Raw genomic sequence first — 17,183 nt, 5'->3', positions numbered from 1 at the left:
AGCTAGCGGGCTTGGACCGCGAGGGCGATGGCGTCGGCGACGCGGTCGGCTTCGGGGATCGGGAGGCCGGTGGCGATGCGGATCGCGGGCGGGGCGGCCTTGGTCCAGCTGGCGCTCGCACCGGCCACGGCGATTCCGTGCGAGGCCAGCACCAGTAGGGCCTCGTGTTCGCTGCGGACCGGGACCCAGATCGCGAGACCGTCCACACCGGTTGTCGTCATGCCTCGGGAGGCGAGGAGATCGGCGAGGTGCTCTCGACGTTTCTGGTACGTCGTCCGCGCGGCGGCGACCGTGGCTTGCGACTTCTCATCCTGAAGGAGCCAGGCCAGGGCGTTCTGGAGAAGGCGACTGGTCCAGCCTGAGCCGAACTGGCGGTAGACGCGCACTCGTTCGATCGGTTCGGCAGCGCCGGCCATGACGCCGAGGCGGAGGTCGGGGGAGTGCGACTTGGAGTAGCTACGGACGAGGACGCTCTGATCCGGCAGTAACTCCGCGACACCGTGGTAGTCGAAGGCGCTCAGCTCACCGAGCCCGTCGTCCTCGACCACGAGTGTGTCCGTGCCGGCGAGCAGCGCCGCCAACTCGTCACGCCGCTCAGGTGTCACCGAGGCGCCGAGATATGAGCTGCTCCTCGGCTCGTAGACGAACGCGACCGGATCGAGCCGGAGTGCGTCCCGCAAGGACGATGGGATCGGGCCTTCCGCATCGGTTGCGACGGGTACGGCGCGAGCGCCGACGTTGTCGAGGATGTCGAGCAGTCGTGGGGTGGCCGGGTCCTCGATGGCCACGTGTTCGCCCGGGACGACCGTCGTACGCATGAGCAGCAGGAGGCCTTCGTAGCCGCCGTTCACGCACATCCAGTTGTCGGTCTTGAAGGGCCAGGTGTGCTCGGCGGCGGCGCGCAGCGGTCCGCTGATCGACACGACGTCGTACGAGTGCACGTCAGGGTCGCGGAGGGCGTGGATGAAGGCGGGGGACATGCTCGGGAGCAGTGCCGGGTCCGGGACGGCGCGGGACAGGTTGAGGGTCTGGTTCGGCCAGAGGCGGGAGATGTTCTCGTAGCGAGCCGGGCGGGGGACCGCGAGGCCGCCGAGCACCCAGGTGCCCTGTCGGCCGCCGCCGGCCACGACGCGTTGCTTGCGCAGGGTCGCCCAGGCGGCGGACACAGTCGCCGGGCTCACGTCCAGCCGCGGCGCGAGAGCCCGGACGGTCGGGAGCCTCGTCTGGGGAGCGAGTTCACCGTGCCGGACCAGGCGGGCGATCGCGGCCGCTATACCGGCCGCGCTGGCCTCGGTGATCTGCTCGGCCAGCCACGCCGACGAGACCGCCGGGCCGTCCTGGGGCGGGACGTCTTCGGCCATGCGGATCCTCCCTCTCGCACCCGGTTCCTCCGACTGCGCGATGCCCGCGGTCGAAAGGCCCGGTTTGCCTGGTTTTTGATCAGTAACATTCGAGATCATTGTTCGAGCAATCGCGCTGAACATAGGCTACCGAACATTCCCCCTCGCGACAGCGGCGTCGCGGACCACCCCGGACCCCACGAGAGTGTCCCGGCAGCGAAGGAATGACACCGCGTGAAGCTTGAGCTCGGCGTTCGCCATTGGGACCACGTGATCCCGCTGGCCCTCGGCGACGTACCCGGTCCGGCCGTGACCCGGTTGGAGACGACGCCAGATCTCTGGTCGTCACCGGAGTACGACGGCGGCGAGACGTCGTTCAGCCGGTACGTCCGGGCCAGAGCGGCCGGCGACGATCGCGTGGTCGCGTTGCCGGTATTCCTGATGCGCGGCTTCCGGCATCGCTGCATCATCGTGCGGCGCGACTCGACCGCCGAGACCGCGGCCGATCTCAAAGGCGCCCGGATCGGCCTGACCGGCTGGCCGGACAGCGGCAACACCTGGACCCGCGCGATCCTCGCCGAGGCAGGCGTCGGCATCCACGACGCGGACTGGCAGGTCGGCCCGCTCACCAGCGCCCACCCCGTCGTCGACCGCATCGGCGGCGTTGCCGTTGGCAACAATATCCGCCACACCAAGGACGGCGCCCGCTTGGTGGACCTGCTGCAGGACAAAGAGTTGGACGCCGTGATGAGCCCGTTCATGCCACCCGGCTTCCACGACGAGGACTCGCCGTTCCGCCCCCTCTTCCGCGACACCCGCGCCGAGGAGCGCGAGTACTACCGCCGCCACGGCTTCATCCCCGGCATCCATCTGCTGGCCTTGCGCAAGGAAGTTCTCGACGCCCGGCCCGAGATCGCCCAGCAACTCACCGACTTGTTCGAGCAGGCCAAGCAGCTCAGCTTCCAGCGCAGGAACAAGCTGATGGACGTCACGCCCTGGCACAACGAGGAGGTTGGCATCACCACGAAGGTCTTCGGATCCGACTGGATGCCGTACGGCGTCTCACCCGACCGCCGGATGGTCGCCGCCTTCCAGGACGAACTCGTCGCCCAGGAACTGCTCGCGCATCCCGTCCCGGATGGGGACCTCTTCCCGTACCAGATCGACCCTTTGGAGAAGACCGCATGAGCACGCTGAACGTCGCGGCCGCGCAGTTCGTCGCGAGCATCGACTGGCAGGAGAACCTCGAGACGGCCGCCGGCCTGATCAAGCAGGCCGAAGCCGACGGCACAGATCTCCTGGTGCTCCCCGAAGGCGTGCTCGCCCGCTTCATCGAGGAACGCGAACGCATCCGCGAACACGCCCAGCCCCTCGACGGCCCGTTCGTCGAAGGACTCCGCGCAGCGACCGAAGGTCTCAGCGTCACCGTCGTCGTCGGCATCCACGAGAAGTCCGGCAACGACAAGCCGTACAACACCCTGGTCGTCATCAAGAACGGCGAGATCACCGGCCTCTACCGCAAACTCCACCTGTACGACGCGTTCAGCCAACTGGAGTCCGACAACGTGACGCCGGCTGACGTCGTACCCGAGCTGATCGACGTCAACGGATTCAAGGTCGGTCTGATGACCTGTTACGACGTCCGTTTCCCGGAGTTGGCCCGTCTGCTTACCCTGCAAGGAGCCGACGTACTCGTGCTCCCGGCCGCGTGGGTGAAGGGACCGCTCAAGGAACACCACTGGCAGACCCTGGTTACCGCCCGTGCACTGGAGAACACCGTGTACGTCGTCGCCAGCGGTGAATGCGGTCAACGCAACATCGGGCAGAGTCTGATCGTGGACCCGCTCGGTGTCCCGCTCGCCCAGGCGGGAGAGGAACCGGCCACCATCTCGGCCGTCGTCTCCGCGCAGCGTCTGACCGACGCCCGCCACCGCCTGCCGGTCCTGATCAACCGGCGCTTCACCGTCAGCCCCACCCCCCGACCAGTTGAAGCTGTCCCCACCAGCTGAAGCGTAGGAGTAGTCGTGTCCGTCCCCCGCACAACCGCCGTCGCCCTGCTGGCCACGAGCCTGCTCGGCGTCACCGCCTGCACCGCCGACCCGGTACCCACGTCCGGCAGCGACGCGAAGGCCCCGGCCGCCGCGATCCCGCAGCAGCAGGTCGACAAGGCCCTGCAGGACAAGCTGCCGGCCAAGGTCAAGACGGCCGGCAAGATCGTTGCCGTCAACAACGGCTCGTTCCCGCCGTACGTGATCGTCGGCACCGACAAGGGTGCGCCGGTCGAGGGCGCCACCGCCGACCTGTCCCAGGCGGTCGGCCAGCTGCTCGGCATCCAGATCGAGCACACCACCGTGGACGGCCTCGCCAGCGTGCTGTCCGGTATGCAGGCCGGCCGGTACGACCTGGACATGGGTCCGACCGGTGACTTCGTCGAGCGGCAGAAGCAGGCGACGTTCATCGACTACGTCCAGGAGTACGTCGTCTTCGCCGTCCACAAGGGGAACCCGAAGGGTATCGACGGTCTCGACACCGCCTGCGGAAAGCGGGTCGCGGTCCAGGCGGCCGGGTCCGCGGAGAAGGTGATCAAGGCGCAGTCGACCAAGTGTGTCGCCGCCGGGAAGCCGGCGGTCGACGTCCAGTCGTACAAGGACCAGCCGTCGTCGATCCTCGCGGTCCAGTCCGACCGGGCCGACGCGGTCTTCTCCTCGCAGGCACCGCTGACCTACTTCGTCGCGCAGTCCGGTGGCAAGCTGGAGTTGGCGGGTGTTGGCAAGGGCAACGGTTTCGAGGACCTGTTCCAGGGCGCACTGGTGCCGGTCGGTTCGCCGCTGGCCGACGTACTGCTCGCCGCGATCGAGAAACTGCATGCCAACGGCACCTATGACGCGATCATGACCAAGTGGGGGCTGGAGCAGAACAAACTGCCCACACCGGGCCTCAACCTCGGGAAGAGCTGATCATGGTGACAACCGTGCAGGACGCTCCGCCGGCCGGCGTCGACCTCGACGTCCGCAACGCCGCGCGGCGCAAACATCCGTGGCGCTGGCTGTCGGCGTTCGTCGTCCTGGTGTTCGCCGCGCAACTGGTGAAGATGCTGGTCACCAACGAGAACTTCGGCTGGGACGTGGTCTGGAGCTGGCTGCGGGCCGAGTCGATCGTGCGCGGCCTCGGCGTCACACTGATGCTGACCGTGGTCGCGATGGTGATCGGCGTCGTCCTCGGCGTACTGCTCGCGGTCTGCCGGATCTCGGCCAACCCTCTGCTGCGCGGCGCGGCCGGTGTCTACATCTGGTTCTTCCGCGGTACGCCGACGCTGGTCCAGCTGATCTTCTTCTACAACCTGTCCGCGCTGCTGCCGCAACTGAACCTCGGCATCCCGTTCGGACCGGTCTTCGCCAGCTTCGACACGAACACCCTGATCACGCCGTTGCTGGCGGCGATCCTCGGCCTCGGCCTGAACGAGGGTGCGTACATGGCCGAGATCGTCCGTGGCGGCCTGCTGTCGGTCGACCCCGGTCAGAAGGAGGCCGGCCAGGCGCTCGGCATGACGAACACGCGGATCATGAAGCGGATCATCCTGCCGCAGGCGATGCGCTTCATCGTGCCGCCGACCGGCAACCAGGTGATCAGCATGGTGAAGGCGACCGCGCTGGTCAGCGTGATCGCGCTGTCCGACCTGCTCTACACCGCGCAGTCGATCTACAACCGGACGTTCGAGACGATCCCGATGCTGATCGTGGTCTGCCTGTGGTACCTCGCGGTCACCTCGGTCCTGTACGTCGTCCAGTCCTTCATCGAACGGCACTACAACCGCGGCGCCCGGCACCAGGCACCCAGCTTCTGGGACTTCCTCCGGATCCGGCCCAAGGCCCAGCAGGGGAGTGCAGCATGACCACAGCGGTATTGCAGGCTCGCGGCGTACGGAAGAGCTTCGGCCACACCGAAGTCCTGTCCGGCATCGACCTCGACGTCGCGTCGGGCGAGACAGTCGTCGTACTCGGGCCGTCGGGCTCGGGCAAGTCGACCTTCCTGCGCTGCGTCAACCTGCTCGAGTCACTCGACGCCGGCCGGATCACGGTCGACGGCCGAGACGTCGGGTACGACGTACGCAACGGCAGGCTGCACGAGTTGTCGGCGAACGAGATCGCCCGGCGGCGTCGGGACATCGGGATGGTGTTCCAGCAGTTCAACCTGTTCCCGCACATGACGGCGCTGGAGAACATCATCGAAGCGCCGATGGCCGTCCTCGGGGAAGGTCGTCGAGAGGCGACCGCGCGGGCGGTCCAGCTGCTCGACGAGGTCGGACTGGCCGGCCGGGAGAAGTCGTACCCGCGGCAGCTGTCCGGTGGTCAGCAGCAGCGGGTCGCGATCGCCCGGGCGCTGGCGATGCGGCCGAAGCTGATGCTGTTCGACGAGCCGACGTCGGCGCTCGACCCGGAGCTGGTCGGCGAGGTGCTGGTGACGATGAAGAAGCTCGCGACGGCCGGGTTGACGATGGTCGTGGTCACCCACGAGATCAGCTTCGCGCGGGAGGCCGCGGACCGGGTGGTGTTCATGGACGACGGACAAGTGGTCGAGCAGGGGACACCGGAGCAGGTGATCGACAATCCACAGCACGAAAGAACTCGGGCCTTCCTCTCCCGGTTCCTCTGATATCGTTGGAGACATGTTGCAGCGCGCTGTAGTCACGACGACGCCGGAGTATGTCCCGGCGCGCTGACACCTGACTGTCTGACAAAGCCCCGGGGCGAATGCCCCGGGGCTTTGTCGTGCTCTGTGGTTCCTCGCCCCAACCATTCGAGGAGCCACACCATGTACGACCACCGCAAGATCGGCCGAGAGCTCGGCCTGTTCGACTCTGACCCGTTGATCGGAGCGGGTCTGCCCTACTGGTTGCCTGCGGGTGCCGCCGTTCGCCATGCCTTGGAGAGCTACATCGCCGAGGTGGAACGAAGAGCCGGCTATCAGCAGGTGTATTCACCTGTCCTCGCCAAGCGCGAGCTGTACGAGATCTCGGGCCACTGGGCGAAGTACAGCGACGACATGTACCCGCCAATGGAGATGGGCGGCGAGCAGCTCGTACTGCGACCGAGCATCTGCCCGCACCACGCGCTGATGTACCGGTCCCGCTCACACAGCTACCGCGAGCTTCCGCTGCGGCTGTCCGAGCTCGGTGGGCAGTATCGCGCCGAGCTGTCCGGAGCGATCGGCGGCCTGAGCCGGGTCCGCGCCATGCAGCTCAACGACGCGCACATCTTCTGCAGTCTCGACCAGGTCGCCGAGGAGGCCGGCAACGCGCTCGGCCTGATCAATCGGGCGTACGAAGACATGGGTATCAGCGCGTCGCGCTACGTCCTGGCGCTGCCGTCGGAGGACGCTGATTTCGATAGCCCGAGCAGCAAGTACGTCGGTGATGCCGCGAGCTGGGATCAGGCGGCCGGACTGCTCCGCGAGGTGCTCGACAACGCCGGGATGGACTACGAGGAGTCGCCCGGCGACGCCGCGTTCTACGGGCCGAAGATCGACATCCAGTTGGCGGACTCGGCCGGGCGCGAGTTCAGCCTGTCGACCGTGCAGATCGACTTCCACCAGCCGGAGCGTTTCGGCCTCGAGTACGTCGGTGCCGACGGCAACAAACACCGTCCGGTGATGGTGCATCGCGCGATCGTGGGCAGCATCGAACGTGCCGTCGCCCAGCTGATCGAGGTACACGGCGGCGCCTTCCCGGCTTGGCTTGCTCCGGTGCAACTCGTCGTACTGCCGATCTCCGATGATGAGGAGAAGCTCGCCGTCGAGGTTGCCCGGCGGGCGTCGCATCGCGGTCTGCGGGTTGAGGTCGCGCATGCCGACGAGGGCAGTCTCGGTGCTCGCATCCGCGAGAACCGGCTGGCGCCGTACCAGGCCGTCATCGGCGCGCGCGAGGCCGCCGACGGACTCATCGCCCTCCGCCAACGGGATGGACAGCGGTTCGACCCAGCGGAGATCGCGGTAGTCCTCGACGACCTCCGCGCCAGGTGCCAACCGCCCTCGCTTCAACCAGCAGGCGAGCTCAGCTGATGGGTCAGGTCGGACTGTGCGAGCGCCGTCGCAGGATCATGGTCGCGATCGGCACCACGATGATCGTCCCGATCAGGGCACCCACCAGGCCGCCCCAGTCGAAGATGTCGGTGTCACCGATGCCGAGGCCCAGCGTGAAGATCAAGTAGCCGAGCAGGGCTCCGAGCAAACCGAGTCCGATCGAAACAAGCCAGGACTTCGGCCCGCTCATGTGCCGGAAGGCATCACCGGGGACGAGCATCCGGGCCAGAACTCCGCAGACCAAACCGAGTAACAGTGCACCTATCATGACCACCCCTCCTGGCTCGGAGTGTCCTCCACTTCCTCGGCGTAGTCGAGAGAAGGTCGAGGCCGGTCAGTGTGCCTGGAGCCGGCCGACCAGGTGGGTGAGCTCGCGGCGCTCGTCGTACACGGCGAAGTCGGTGATCTTGCCGGACGTCTTGTAGCCGAACTGGACCCGGGAGGGGAGCAGCAGCGGCTTGCGGAAGTCGACGCGGACCGTGAAAGCATCTGGGAGCTTCGCAACGCGCTGCATCGAGGCGAGCGAGGCGGCCTTGGCCCACATGCCGTGCGCGATCTGGCGGGGGAACCCGAACGCCTGGGCGGTCAGTTTGAACAGGTGGATCGGGTTCCGATCGCCGGACGCGGATGCGTACCGGCGGCCGAGGTTCCCGCGCAGGTCCCACCATGCGGCCGGGTCGAGCTTGGGATCCGGGAGCAGGTCGACGTGTGCGTTCTCGTTGCCGGTGGAGCGGCTGAGCAGTGTGGTCAGGTCGGTCCAGACGACCTCGCCGTCGACGCTGACCTCGCTGATCACGTCGAAGACCGTGCCCTTCGGATGCGGGCGTTCCGCCGTACTGTGCACCCGGATGGCCGGCTCGGCGTGGATCGGGATCGGCTGCAGCTGGCTGATCGTGTTCGACAGGTGCACGATCCCCATCGGCTTGTAGGGGAACGACGGGTCGGACATCAGGTCCAGGTGCAGCGGGAACGCCAGGACGTGCGGGTACGTCACCGGTAGCGCCGGCCCGGCGGTGAAGCCGGTGACATCTCGGTACGCCGCCAAGTGGTCCTGATCGATCGCGGATCGGGGCAGCTCGAGGGTGAGGCCGTCGGCGTCCGGCTCGTAGTCCGCGCGACGCAGCGTGGCCTTCACGGTCCGGGCGTAGAGCGCGCCGAAGCCGGGGGAGTCGTCGTACCGTCGAGTCGGCATGTCACGCACCCAGCATGCTCTGGCCGCAGACGCGGACCACGTTGCCGGTCACACCGGCCGAGGCCGGGTCGGCGAACCAGGCGATCGTTTCGGCTACATCGATCGGCAGCCCGCCCTGCTGCAGCGAGTTGATCCGGCGGCCGACCTCGCGGATCGTGAACGGAACCTTCGCGGTCATCTCGGTCTCGATGAAGCCCGGTGCGACCGCGTTGATCCGGATCTGCCGCTCCGCCAGCTTCGGCGCGAGCGCCTGGACCAGACCGATCACACCGGCCTTGGAGGTCGCGTAGTTCGTCTGGCCGTTGTTCCCCGCGATCCCGGCGATACTCGCGACCCCGATGACCGAGCCGCCGTCGCGCAGCGCGCCGGACTCGAGCAGATGACTTGTGATCCGCTCGGGCGCGCGCAGGTTCACATCGAGTACGGCGTCCCAGGCGTCGGTGCGCATGTTCGCCAGCCGCTTGTCCCGGGTGATGCCGGCGTTGTGGACGACGATGTCGAGACCGCCGTACTGCTCCTGCGCGTGCGCGGCGATCCGTTGCGGCGCGTCGACCGCGGTGACGTCGAGCAGCAGTTCGCTGCCGCCGATCCTGGAGATCACCTTGCGGAGCGCGTCCGCGTTCTGCGGCACGTCGACGCCGATCACGGTCGCGCCGTCACGGGCCAGGATGTCGGCGATCGCGGCACCGATACCGCGGGCCGCACCCGTCACCAGGGCGACCTTGCCGGCCAGCGGGTGATCCGGGCCGTTGCTGACCAGCGGTCCGGTCCCGATCCTGGCGACCTGGCCGTCGACGTACGCCGACTTGGGCGACAGGAAGAAGCGGAGTGTCGAATCCAGTTGCTCGTGTGCGTCCGGAGCGACGTACACCAGATTCACCGTCGCGCCGCGCTTGACCTCCTTGCCGAGCGAGCGGGTGAAGCCCTCCAGCGCGCGCTGAGCGATCTGCTGCTCCGGTGATTGCGCGAGCTCCGGCGTCCGGCCGACCACGATCACCCGGCCGGCGGGCGCGAGCTGGCGGATGACGGGGGAGAAGAAGCGCTGCAGGCTCGTCAGCTCGGCGGTCGAGGTCGCGCCGGTCGCGTCGAAGACGAGTGCCTTCGGCCGGATCTCGCTGGAGGCGATGCCCTCGGTCGCCGTACTGAAGGATGCGCCGATATCCCGCAGCAGGGCCTGGATCGCCTTCCCGGTGTCAGTCTCGGAGATCGCGCCGAACACCACCGGCCCGTCGATCACCGGCGCGCCGTCGATCCAGCGCGGCAGGGGAGTCGGGTCGGGCAGACCCAGGTTCTTCACCAGGGTCTGGCCGAGCGGCGTCCGGGTGAAGGTCTGGTAGCGGTCCGTCATCTCAGCTCCTACTTCTCGAGGATGGCGACGACACCCTGGCCGCCCGCGGCGCAGATCGAGATCAGGCCCCGGCCGCCGCCGTTCTCGTCCAGTTGCTTGGCCAGTGCGGCGACGATCCGCCCGCCGGTCGCCGCGAACGGGTGGCCCGCGGCCAGCGAGCTGCCGTTCACGTTCAGCTTGTCGCGGTCGATCTCGCCCAGCGGCGCGTCCAGACCGAGCCGTTCCTTGCAGAAGATCGGATCCTCCCACGCCTTCAGGGTGGACAACACCTGGGATGCGAACGCCTCGTGGATCTCGTAGTAGTCGAAGTCCTGCAGCGTCAGTCCAGCCCGGGCCAGCATGCGTGGTACGGCGTACGCGGGAGCCATCAGCAGGCCCTCGGCGCCCTTCACGTAGTCGACCGCGGCGGTCTGCGAGTGGGTCAGGTAGGCGAGCGGCCGCAGTCCGCGCTCGGTCGCCCACTCGTCGGTGGCCAGCAGTACGGCGGATGCGCCGTCGGTGAGCGGGGTCGAGTTGCCCGCCGTCATCGTCGCGGTCTCGCCCTTGCCGTAGACGGTCTTGAGCTTGGCCAGCTTCTCCAGGGTGGTGTCGGGCCTCAGGTTCTGGTCCGTCTCCAGGCCCAGGTACGGCGTGATCAGGTCGTTCTGGAAGCCTCGGTCGTAGCTCTTGGCGAGGTTGATGTGGGAGCGGTACGCGAGCTCGTCCTGCGCTTCCCGGGTGATACCCCACTCCAGCGCGGTCAGGGCCGCGTGGTCACCCATCGACTTGCGGGTCCGCGGCTCGGCGTTGCGTGGGATCTCCGGTACGACGTCCTTCGGCCGTACGCGCGCCAGCACTTTGAGGCGATCCGGGTAGGTCTTGGCCCGGTTGAGGTCGAGCAGGATGTTGCGCAGCCGGTCGTTCACCGCGATCGGCGCGTCGCTGGCCGTGTCGACGCCGCCCGCGATCCCCGCGTCGATCTGGCCGAGGGCGATCTTGTTGGCGACCAGGATCGCCGCCTCGAGCCCGGTGCCGCAGGCCTGCTGGATGTCGTACGCCGGGGTCGTGGGCGCGAGCTTGGATCCGAGGACGACCTCGCGGACCATGTTCCAGTCGCGGGCGTGCTTGAGCACGGCGCCGGCGACGACCTCGCCGAGCTCCTGGCCGCCCAGGCCGGACCGGTCGACCAGGCCGTTGAGGGCGGCGGTGAGCATGTCGGAGTTGGACGCGTGCCGGTAGGTCTTGTCCTGCCGGGCGAATGGAATCCTGTTGCCGGCGACAACGGCGACCTTGCGGGTCTCGGTCACGATTTCTCTCCTGCTCTGCTGGACCGCGAGGATTTGCTGTTGGTTCTGGGTTTGCCGTTGGCCGTGGGAAGGGCTTTACGGCCGACTGCGGTTGCGAGCGTGGCGGTGATCGCGGTCGCCCGGACGGTGGCGATATCGGCATGATGCACGACCGGATGCCCCGGCTGCCCGCTCGACACGATCAACCCGACTCTTGCCATGTGCAACGACCCGAGCGTCTGGGTGTAGAGGTGGTTGGCCAGGTAGTCGGTGTCGACCTCGTCGAACACCCCCGACTGCTGACCGGCCTTGAGGATCGCCGCGATCCGCTCCAGCGCGGTGGCCATCGCCGTGCCCAGTTTCATCATCACCGGCTCGGTGATCTCGCCGAAGAGTTCCTCGCCGGTCCGGCGCAGCAGACTCATCGCGCAGTCGGCGAACGCCGGATACTCGAGGCAGAAGTCGACGAACACCTCGCTGAGTGCTCGCAGCCGGTTGAGGGGGGCCTTACGGGCGCTGTCGACGGCGGCGAGGCGCTCGTCCAGCTCGCCCAGGTAGTCGACCAGGGTGAGCGCGAACAGCTCCTCCTTGCCGGCGAAGTGCCGGTAGATCAGCGCCTTGTTGATCCCGACCCGTTTGGCGATATCGTCGATCTGGGCGTCGATCGTGCCCCGCTCGTCGAACAGCTCGCGGGTGGCCCGGATGATGTCCCGCTCCCGGTCGCGGCGACGCTCCGCCGTCGTCCGGCGGCGTCCGATCGCGAGCAGCGCGGAGCTCATGGATCGATCTTAGCCACAGTGGTACCCCCTGGTGCAAACGCCGGTTACACTCGTGGGTAACATCTGACTGCTCGCCCTTCCCCTGGTTTGCCTTGTGAGGATGTTGATGACTGATCCGAAGCCTGCCGTCTCGTCCGATGTGATGGCGCTCGCCGGTGAACTCGGCGCCGAGCGCGCGAAGCCGGGCTGGAGCCACTTCTCGCTCGCTCTGAACACCGAGCAGCAGGAGATCCGGGACTGGGCCCACACCTTCGCCGCCGACGTGATCCGCCCGGCCGCCGCCGAGTGGGACGAGCGCGAGGAGACGCCGTGGCCGGTGATCCAGGAGGCCGCCAAGATCGGCCTGTACGGCCTGGAGGCCAACGTCAACCTCTTCATCGACCCGTCCGGCCTGCTGATGCCGCTGGTCCACGAGGAGCTGTTCTGGGGTGACGCCGGCATCGGGATGTCCCTGAAGGGCACTGGCCTGGCGTCGTCCGCGATCTTCTCCAACGGCACGCCCGAACAATGGAGCCAGTGGATGGGGCGGTGCTACGGCACGCCGGACGACGTCAAGGTCGCCGCCTTCTGCTCGTCGGAGCCTGGCGCGGGTTCGGACGTGTCCGCGATCCGTACGCGGGCGACGTACGACCCGGTCACTGATGAGTGGGTGATCAACGGGCAGAAGGCGTGGGCGACGAACGGCGGGATCGCGGATATCCACGTGGTGATCGCGACCGTGGACCCGTCGCTGGGGACGAAGGGGCAGGCGGCGTTCGTCGTACCGAAGTCCGAAGTGCGCGGCCTCGAGCAGGGCGCCAAGCTGCGCAAACACGGGCTGCGGGCGTCGCACACCGCCGACGTCTTCTTCGACAACGTCCGGATCCCGGCCGGGGACGTGCTCGGCGGCAAGGAGAAGCTGGACGCGCGCCTGGCTCGCGCCCGCGAACCCCAGGCCTCGGGCCGCAACGCCTCGATGGCCACCTTCGAGATGACCCGCCACATCGTCGGCGCCCAGGCGATCGGCATCGCGCGGGCCGCCTACGAGGTCGCCCTCGACTACGCCAAGACCCGCGAACAGTTCGGCCGTCCGATCATCGACAACCAGGGCATCGCCTTCAAACTCGCCGACATGGCCCTGGAGATCGACGCCGCCCGCCTGCTGGTGTGGCGCGCCGCCAACATGTCCGCGGGCCTGATGCGCGGCGAAACCCCCGACTACCGCCACGGCGAAGGCTCCATGGCGAAGTTGAAAGCCGGCGAGGTCGCCGTCAAGGTCACCGAAGAAGCCATCCAAATCCTCGGCGGCAACGGCTACACCCGCGAATACCCAGTAGAACGCATGCACCGAGACGCCAAGATCTACACCATCTTCGAAGGCACGTCGGAGATCCAGCGCCTCGTCATAGCCCGAGCCATCTCCGGGATGCGCATCAGGTAGACAACCCGCGCCGGCACTACGCCCGCTCCTACGTCGCGTGCTCGCCGCTCCCACCCACCCTCCTGCGCGCGTGCTGCCGACCGCTGCGTTGGCTGCGACGTGATCGAAGCGTCGACGTGGTGACCTTGGCCGACTGTGGTTGGTCGTCTCCAAGACTCAGCTCTATGAGGCGGTTCTCGCCGACGTCGGCGAACAGTTGCGGGTCGCGATCGGGCACCCCGATCACGCGGCGCCGGACAGCCTGCCGGCGCCGGCGCGGGCGGTGAAGCAGAATCCGGACGGCTTCCGCCTGTTCTTCCGTCAAGGCGGGCAGGAACCGGAGTTACGCGCCCACGCGGACGAGTTACGCGCGGCCATGAAGGCCACCGCCGAGCCCTACCTGAAGGAGATGATCAGCGATCCCGCGCGGCTACGCTGGGCGACTGACCTGGTCCCGGCGATCGCTGAAGGTTCCCCCGATCGTTGAGGTGGTGGAAGTGGTCGAAAATCGGTGGTCGGCGGTCGTCACCGAGCTTGCCCTACTGAACATCGGCGTAGGAACCGAGGTTGTCGACGGTGAGGCCGCTGATTGGATCACGGGCCGTTCGTTGCCGGTCCGTCAGCTTCAAGGATCTTCTTGAGCCTGTCGAGGTCGGCCTCGAAGCCGCGGCGGATGACTTTGGCGACGACAGGCGCCGCGAAGCGGCCCAGCAGCCCAGCGGGAAGACAGTCGGTGGCACCGACGACTGTCGTGAGGCAACTGCCGCCTGCCGGCTCACAGATGCAGGCCGTATTCAACGGGATGGGGCCCTTGACGGTGCGATGGGCGATGCGCTCGCCGGGCTCGTACTCGGTCACCTCATCGATGAACTCGGCCTGGCGGCCGGGGAGTTTGAGGACCATTCGGCCGCGGCGGCCAACGCCGATCGGTGCGGCCACGTCCGCTGCGGTCGAGTCCAGCCACTCCGACTCCACCACTGACGCCATCCAGGCGGCGTCGTTCGACCGGACCTCCAGGAACGCGAACACGTCCTCAGGTCGGCGCTGGATGATGACGCTCGCCTCGATCTTCACGACGGCTCCTTCGCAATGTGGCTACGCACAGCAGTCCGGAGGCTGCTGATCAGCTGTGGGCCGACACCAGCCACGCGGCGGCGTCCATCACCACGCCGTGGGCCCCGGCGTACGGCGCGTAGGCAGCCCGGAGACCGGTCAAGGCGGCAGCAGTCGCGTCCTCATCGGCGCCGACCAGCAACTGTTGAGTCTGAGGCAAGGACATGACGAACCCGGCAGCGTCATCGACGTCGCGGCCGATACGCACTGGTCTGGTGACGGACTCCAGCGTGACTCCGTGGAACCCGCCCGCGGTGAGTAGCCGCGTGAGCCGGTCACCGTCGGCGAACGCGAACGGGCCGGGGGCGCCCGGAGGACCGAGATCCGGGGCTCGACCCATCTTCGCGACGACCGCGCCGAGCGCCGCCGCGACCCACTCGCTCTTGCGCGGATCCTGCCAACACACGAAGACCAGCCTTCCGCCGGGCTCGAGCGCGCGAGCGAGGTTGGCGAACGCAGCCTCTGGATTCTCGAAGAACATCGTCCCGAACCGGCTGATCACCACCTGGAACGAGCCAGCGTCGAACGGGTGCACCTGCGCGTCCGCCTGCAGTAGCTCCACGTTGCCAAGGCCGGCATCGGCGACACGCCGGTGGGCTGGCTGGAGCATTGCCGCGGAGATGTCCACGCCGACGACCCGTCCGGAAGGCCCTACCCGCTGTGCCGCCTCGATCGTCGACGTGCCGTATCCGCACCCGACGTCGAGTACCGACTGGCCAGCCTGGAACCTCGCCGCGTCGAGCGCTGCTCTCCCGAAGGGAGCGAACAGCGCCTCGTTCGTGTCGCCGTACTCGTCATACTGCCGCGGGCCGTCAGCGGCCCAGTACTCACGTTGCGCCCGGTTGAGATTGTCGTTGGGCAGCAGCCTTTCGCTCGCGTGTGTCATCGTCGCTCCATTTCGACTGCGCGGGGCCGGTCATCAGCCTGCAGCTCGACCCTAGGAACCGACGGGGAGAACCCGCTTCGGGAGAACACCTCAACCCGATGGCCGGGGGATGGGGTGTTCTATCCACTACAGAAGCTGGTGCTCGTACGCGTAGGCCGTGGCCGCCGCGCGTGAGGAGACGCCGAGCTTGGCGAAGATGTTGGTCACATGCCGGTCGACCGTCTTCTCCGCCAGGACCAGATCGGCGGCGATCGCGTGATTGGTCTTCCCGGTCGCAACCAGCCGCAGCACCTGCAACTCCCGCGCGGTCAGCCCATGCATCGCCGTGTGGGTTTGCCGCTGGACAACGTTTTCGACCCGGGTCAGGTCTGGCGCGGCGCCTAGTTCCGCGAACACCCTGCGGGCCGCATCCAGCTCCAGCGCCGCGGACTCTTCGTCCCCGAGTGCCCGACAGCCGAGCCCGATGAGCACGCGCGCTCGTGCGGCTTCGTACGGCACCTCGAGCTCCTGCCATGTCTCCCAGGCGCGGCGCAAGATGCCTAGGGCGCTCCGGGCGTCGCCGTCGGCGAGCAGGACACTCCCCAGCGCCTGGCCGGCCGCGGCGTGCAGGGCTGGCGTGTCGTAGTCGCCGGCGATGTCGATGAGCTCACCGGCGACCTCTCGTGCCGACGAGATGTCGCCGACGGCGAGCATGATCTCGACATACGCGGGAAGAAGCTTCGCCCGCCGGAGCCGGTCGGACGTCTCTGCGACGACCCTGCGGATTGCGCCCTCGGCCGCCTTGGTCTTGCCCTCACCCAGCCGGAGCAGAGCAAGGCCAGGCTGCGGTTCGTGCCCCCATTGGGTGGCGCCTCGGTACGCGTCTTCTGCCGCCGCGAAGTCTCCCTGGGTTCGGCAGACCTCTGCCAGTCGGTACAGGGCCGCTCCGGTGGTGTGCTTGTCCGCGGCGTGAGCGAGCCGCTCACACGCCCGTTTCGTCTCCTCGAGCGCCTCCTGCCAGGCCCCGTGCAGTTGCATGATCTCGGCGCGGTGGACGAGACACTGGCCGGTGAACGTCACCATGTCAGGTTGCTTCGTCCACCATGCCGCGAGCGCGGTGGTCCACTCGTGGGCGCGCCGGAGATCGGAGATCTCCTGGCAGGCGTCGATCATCGAGCAGTAGATGTTGCCGGCCACGGGAGGCCAAACCTCGCCGGCAACCACCGCCACCATGGCCTCGTCGAGCAGGGTCACACCTTCACGGACTCGTCCCTCCTTGACCAGGGCACGACCCTGGAAGTGCAAAGCGAGCGTCAGAACGTCCGCGTCGCCGGTGCGCGCGCCAATCTGAGCTGCCCGCCCGGCGGCGGCCTCGGCGCTCGCGTAGTCACCCGCCGCGGAAGCCTGGACGGCGCCCGGAAGCAATAGCAGGCCGTGCTCGGGGCATTCCTGCTGCTCGTGGTCCAAGAGCCGATTGGCCCGCGCGAGCCAGCCACCTGCCGGTGCGAGGTCCCCTTCGAGCAGCAGAGTGAACGCAACCCAGAACACACATCGTGCAGCCAGCCGGGGATCACCGGCTGCGACATGCGCATGGGAGGCGCGCTGCAGCGCCTGACGACACTCGTCCACGTGGCCGAGGAGATACGCTGCGGCTGCCAGTACCTCGAGATCCTCCGCCGCCAAGGGATTCGACTGGTCGGCCAGCGAAAGCGACGTGTAGGCGTCGCGCCACGCGAGCCGTTGACCAGCCGCCCGGCCCCGGATGAGCCCTTCGTCGCCACCCACCATGCCGCTCGCCTCCCTC

The 17,183-nt window shown here is 67.9% G+C and carries 17 protein-coding genes; 8 read left to right on the top strand and 9 right to left on the bottom strand.

The window, feature by feature from the left end:
• Positions 1-2: 2 nt before the first annotated feature.
• Positions 3-1,361 carry an aminotransferase-like domain-containing protein gene (locus EV652_RS35895; protein WP_158441420.1) on the bottom strand — a complete coding sequence of 453 codons (1,359 nt, stop codon included), beginning with the start codon at positions 1,359-1,361 and terminating at the stop codon, positions 3-5.
• A gap of 213 nt (positions 1,362-1,574) precedes the next feature.
• Here EV652_RS35895 and EV652_RS35890 point away from each other — a divergent pair, with 213 nt between their 5' ends.
• The 6 genes from EV652_RS35890 (at position 1,575) to thrS (ending at position 7,397) form a co-directional block, all read left to right on the top strand.
• Positions 1,575-2,528, top strand: a complete 954-nt coding sequence (locus EV652_RS35890; RefSeq protein ID WP_132213924.1) for a substrate-binding domain-containing protein — start codon at positions 1,575-1,577, stop codon at positions 2,526-2,528.
• Positions 2,525-3,349 (top strand): deaminated glutathione amidase, encoded by an 825-nt coding sequence (locus tag EV652_RS35885; RefSeq protein ID WP_199238598.1) that lies wholly within the window; start codon positions 2,525-2,527, stop codon positions 3,347-3,349. The genes EV652_RS35890 and EV652_RS35885 overlap by 4 nt, the downstream gene beginning before the upstream one ends.
• A 15-nt stretch (positions 3,350-3,364) precedes the next feature.
• Complete coding sequence (locus tag EV652_RS35880; protein WP_132213922.1) at positions 3,365-4,297, top strand: ABC transporter substrate-binding protein; 933 nt, start codon at positions 3,365-3,367, stop codon at positions 4,295-4,297.
• Between the two features lie 2 nt (positions 4,298-4,299).
• Complete coding sequence (locus tag EV652_RS35875; RefSeq protein ID WP_132213920.1) at positions 4,300-5,232, top strand: amino acid ABC transporter permease; 933 nt, start codon at positions 4,300-4,302, stop codon at positions 5,230-5,232.
• Positions 5,229-5,993, top strand: a complete 765-nt coding sequence (locus EV652_RS35870) for an amino acid ABC transporter ATP-binding protein (protein WP_132213918.1) — start codon at positions 5,229-5,231, stop codon at positions 5,991-5,993. The genes EV652_RS35875 and EV652_RS35870 overlap by 4 nt, the downstream gene beginning before the upstream one ends.
• A 159-nt stretch (positions 5,994-6,152) precedes the next feature.
• A complete protein-coding gene (gene thrS, locus EV652_RS35865; protein WP_132213916.1) occupies positions 6,153-7,397 on the top strand; it encodes a threonine--tRNA ligase in 1,245 nt (414 codons plus the stop codon).
• 4 nt (positions 7,398-7,401) lie between these two features.
• Here thrS and EV652_RS35860 read toward each other — a convergent pair whose 3' ends face one another.
• From EV652_RS35860 to EV652_RS35840, 5 genes are all read right to left on the bottom strand, one after another.
• Positions 7,402-7,686 carry a GlsB/YeaQ/YmgE family stress response membrane protein gene (locus EV652_RS35860; RefSeq protein WP_132213914.1) on the bottom strand — a complete coding sequence of 95 codons (285 nt, stop codon included), beginning with the start codon at positions 7,684-7,686 and terminating at the stop codon, positions 7,402-7,404.
• Positions 7,687-7,752: 66 nt separating this feature from the next.
• Positions 7,753-8,610 (bottom strand): MaoC family dehydratase, encoded by an 858-nt coding sequence (locus EV652_RS35855; RefSeq protein WP_132213912.1) that lies wholly within the window; start codon positions 8,608-8,610, stop codon positions 7,753-7,755.
• Position 8,611: 1 nt separating this feature from the next.
• Positions 8,612-9,958, bottom strand: a complete 1,347-nt coding sequence (locus tag EV652_RS35850; RefSeq protein ID WP_132213910.1) for a 3-oxoacyl-ACP reductase — start codon at positions 9,956-9,958, stop codon at positions 8,612-8,614.
• Between the two features lie 8 nt (positions 9,959-9,966).
• On the bottom strand, positions 9,967-11,244 hold the full coding sequence (locus EV652_RS35845; protein ID WP_132213908.1) for an acetyl-CoA C-acetyltransferase: 1,278 nt from the start codon (positions 11,242-11,244) through the stop codon (positions 9,967-9,969).
• Positions 11,241-12,002: a TetR/AcrR family transcriptional regulator gene (locus EV652_RS35840; RefSeq protein ID WP_242002200.1), complete on the bottom strand. Its 762-nt coding sequence runs from the start codon at positions 12,000-12,002 to the stop codon at positions 11,241-11,243. The genes EV652_RS35845 and EV652_RS35840 overlap by 4 nt, the downstream gene beginning before the upstream one ends.
• 106 nt (positions 12,003-12,108) lie before the next feature.
• On the opposite strand from EV652_RS35840, the gene EV652_RS35835 reads away from it, so the two are divergent.
• Both EV652_RS35835 and EV652_RS35830 read left to right on the top strand, forming a co-directional pair.
• Positions 12,109-13,422, top strand: coding sequence for an acyl-CoA dehydrogenase family protein (locus EV652_RS35835; protein WP_242002199.1), 1,314 nt, complete (start codon positions 12,109-12,111; stop codon positions 13,420-13,422).
• Positions 13,423-13,561: 139 nt separating this feature from the next.
• Entirely contained in the window at positions 13,562-13,888 is a 327-nt protein-coding gene (locus EV652_RS35830; RefSeq protein ID WP_132213904.1) for a hypothetical protein, read from the top strand.
• 107 nt (positions 13,889-13,995) lie between these two features.
• On the opposite strand, the gene EV652_RS35825 is transcribed toward EV652_RS35830, so the two are convergent.
• From EV652_RS35825 to EV652_RS35815, 3 genes are all read right to left on the bottom strand, one after another.
• Entirely contained in the window at positions 13,996-14,475 is a 480-nt protein-coding gene (locus EV652_RS35825; RefSeq protein ID WP_132213902.1) for an SRPBCC family protein, read from the bottom strand.
• Positions 14,476-14,524: 49 nt separating this feature from the next.
• Positions 14,525-15,400 carry a class I SAM-dependent methyltransferase gene (locus tag EV652_RS35820; RefSeq protein WP_132213900.1) on the bottom strand — a complete coding sequence of 292 codons (876 nt, stop codon included), beginning with the start codon at positions 15,398-15,400 and terminating at the stop codon, positions 14,525-14,527.
• 126 nt (positions 15,401-15,526) lie between these two features.
• Complete coding sequence (locus EV652_RS35815) at positions 15,527-17,167, bottom strand: LuxR family transcriptional regulator (RefSeq protein WP_132213898.1); 1,641 nt, start codon at positions 17,165-17,167, stop codon at positions 15,527-15,529.
• Positions 17,168-17,183 lie beyond the last annotated feature (16 nt).

The organism is Kribbella steppae (assembly GCF_004342025.1).
In the GTDB taxonomy this organism is placed as follows: domain Bacteria; phylum Actinomycetota; class Actinomycetes; order Propionibacteriales; family Kribbellaceae; genus Kribbella; species Kribbella steppae.
This window is presented reverse-complemented; position numbering and strand designations above follow the sequence as displayed.

Coding starts and splice junctions, on each gene's coding strand:
- EV652_RS35895 (WP_158441420.1), bottom strand. CDS start 1,361: ATGGCCGAAGACGTCCCGCCCCAGGACGGCCCGGCGGTCTCGTCGGCG.
- EV652_RS35885 (WP_199238598.1), top strand. CDS start 2,525: ATGAGCACGCTGAACGTCGCGGCCGCGCAGTTCGTCGCGAGCATCGAC.
- EV652_RS35875 (WP_132213920.1), top strand. CDS start 4,300: ATGGTGACAACCGTGCAGGACGCTCCGCCGGCCGGCGTCGACCTCGAC.
- EV652_RS35870 (WP_132213918.1), top strand. CDS start 5,229: ATGACCACAGCGGTATTGCAGGCTCGCGGCGTACGGAAGAGCTTCGGC.
- thrS (WP_132213916.1), top strand. CDS start 6,153: ATGTACGACCACCGCAAGATCGGCCGAGAGCTCGGCCTGTTCGACTCT.
- EV652_RS35860 (WP_132213914.1), bottom strand. CDS start 7,686: ATGATAGGTGCACTGTTACTCGGTTTGGTCTGCGGAGTTCTGGCCCGG.
- EV652_RS35855 (WP_132213912.1), bottom strand. CDS start 8,610: ATGCCGACTCGACGGTACGACGACTCCCCCGGCTTCGGCGCGCTCTAC.
- EV652_RS35850 (WP_132213910.1), bottom strand. CDS start 9,958: ATGACGGACCGCTACCAGACCTTCACCCGGACGCCGCTCGGCCAGACC.
- EV652_RS35840 (WP_242002200.1), bottom strand. CDS start 12,002: ATGAGCTCCGCGCTGCTCGCGATCGGACGCCGCCGGACGACGGCGGAG.
- EV652_RS35835 (WP_242002199.1), top strand. CDS start 12,109: ATGACTGATCCGAAGCCTGCCGTCTCGTCCGATGTGATGGCGCTCGCC.
- EV652_RS35820 (WP_132213900.1), bottom strand. CDS start 15,400: ATGACACACGCGAGCGAAAGGCTGCTGCCCAACGACAATCTCAACCGG.
- EV652_RS35815 (WP_132213898.1), bottom strand. CDS start 17,167: ATGGTGGGTGGCGACGAAGGGCTCATCCGGGGCCGGGCGGCTGGTCAA.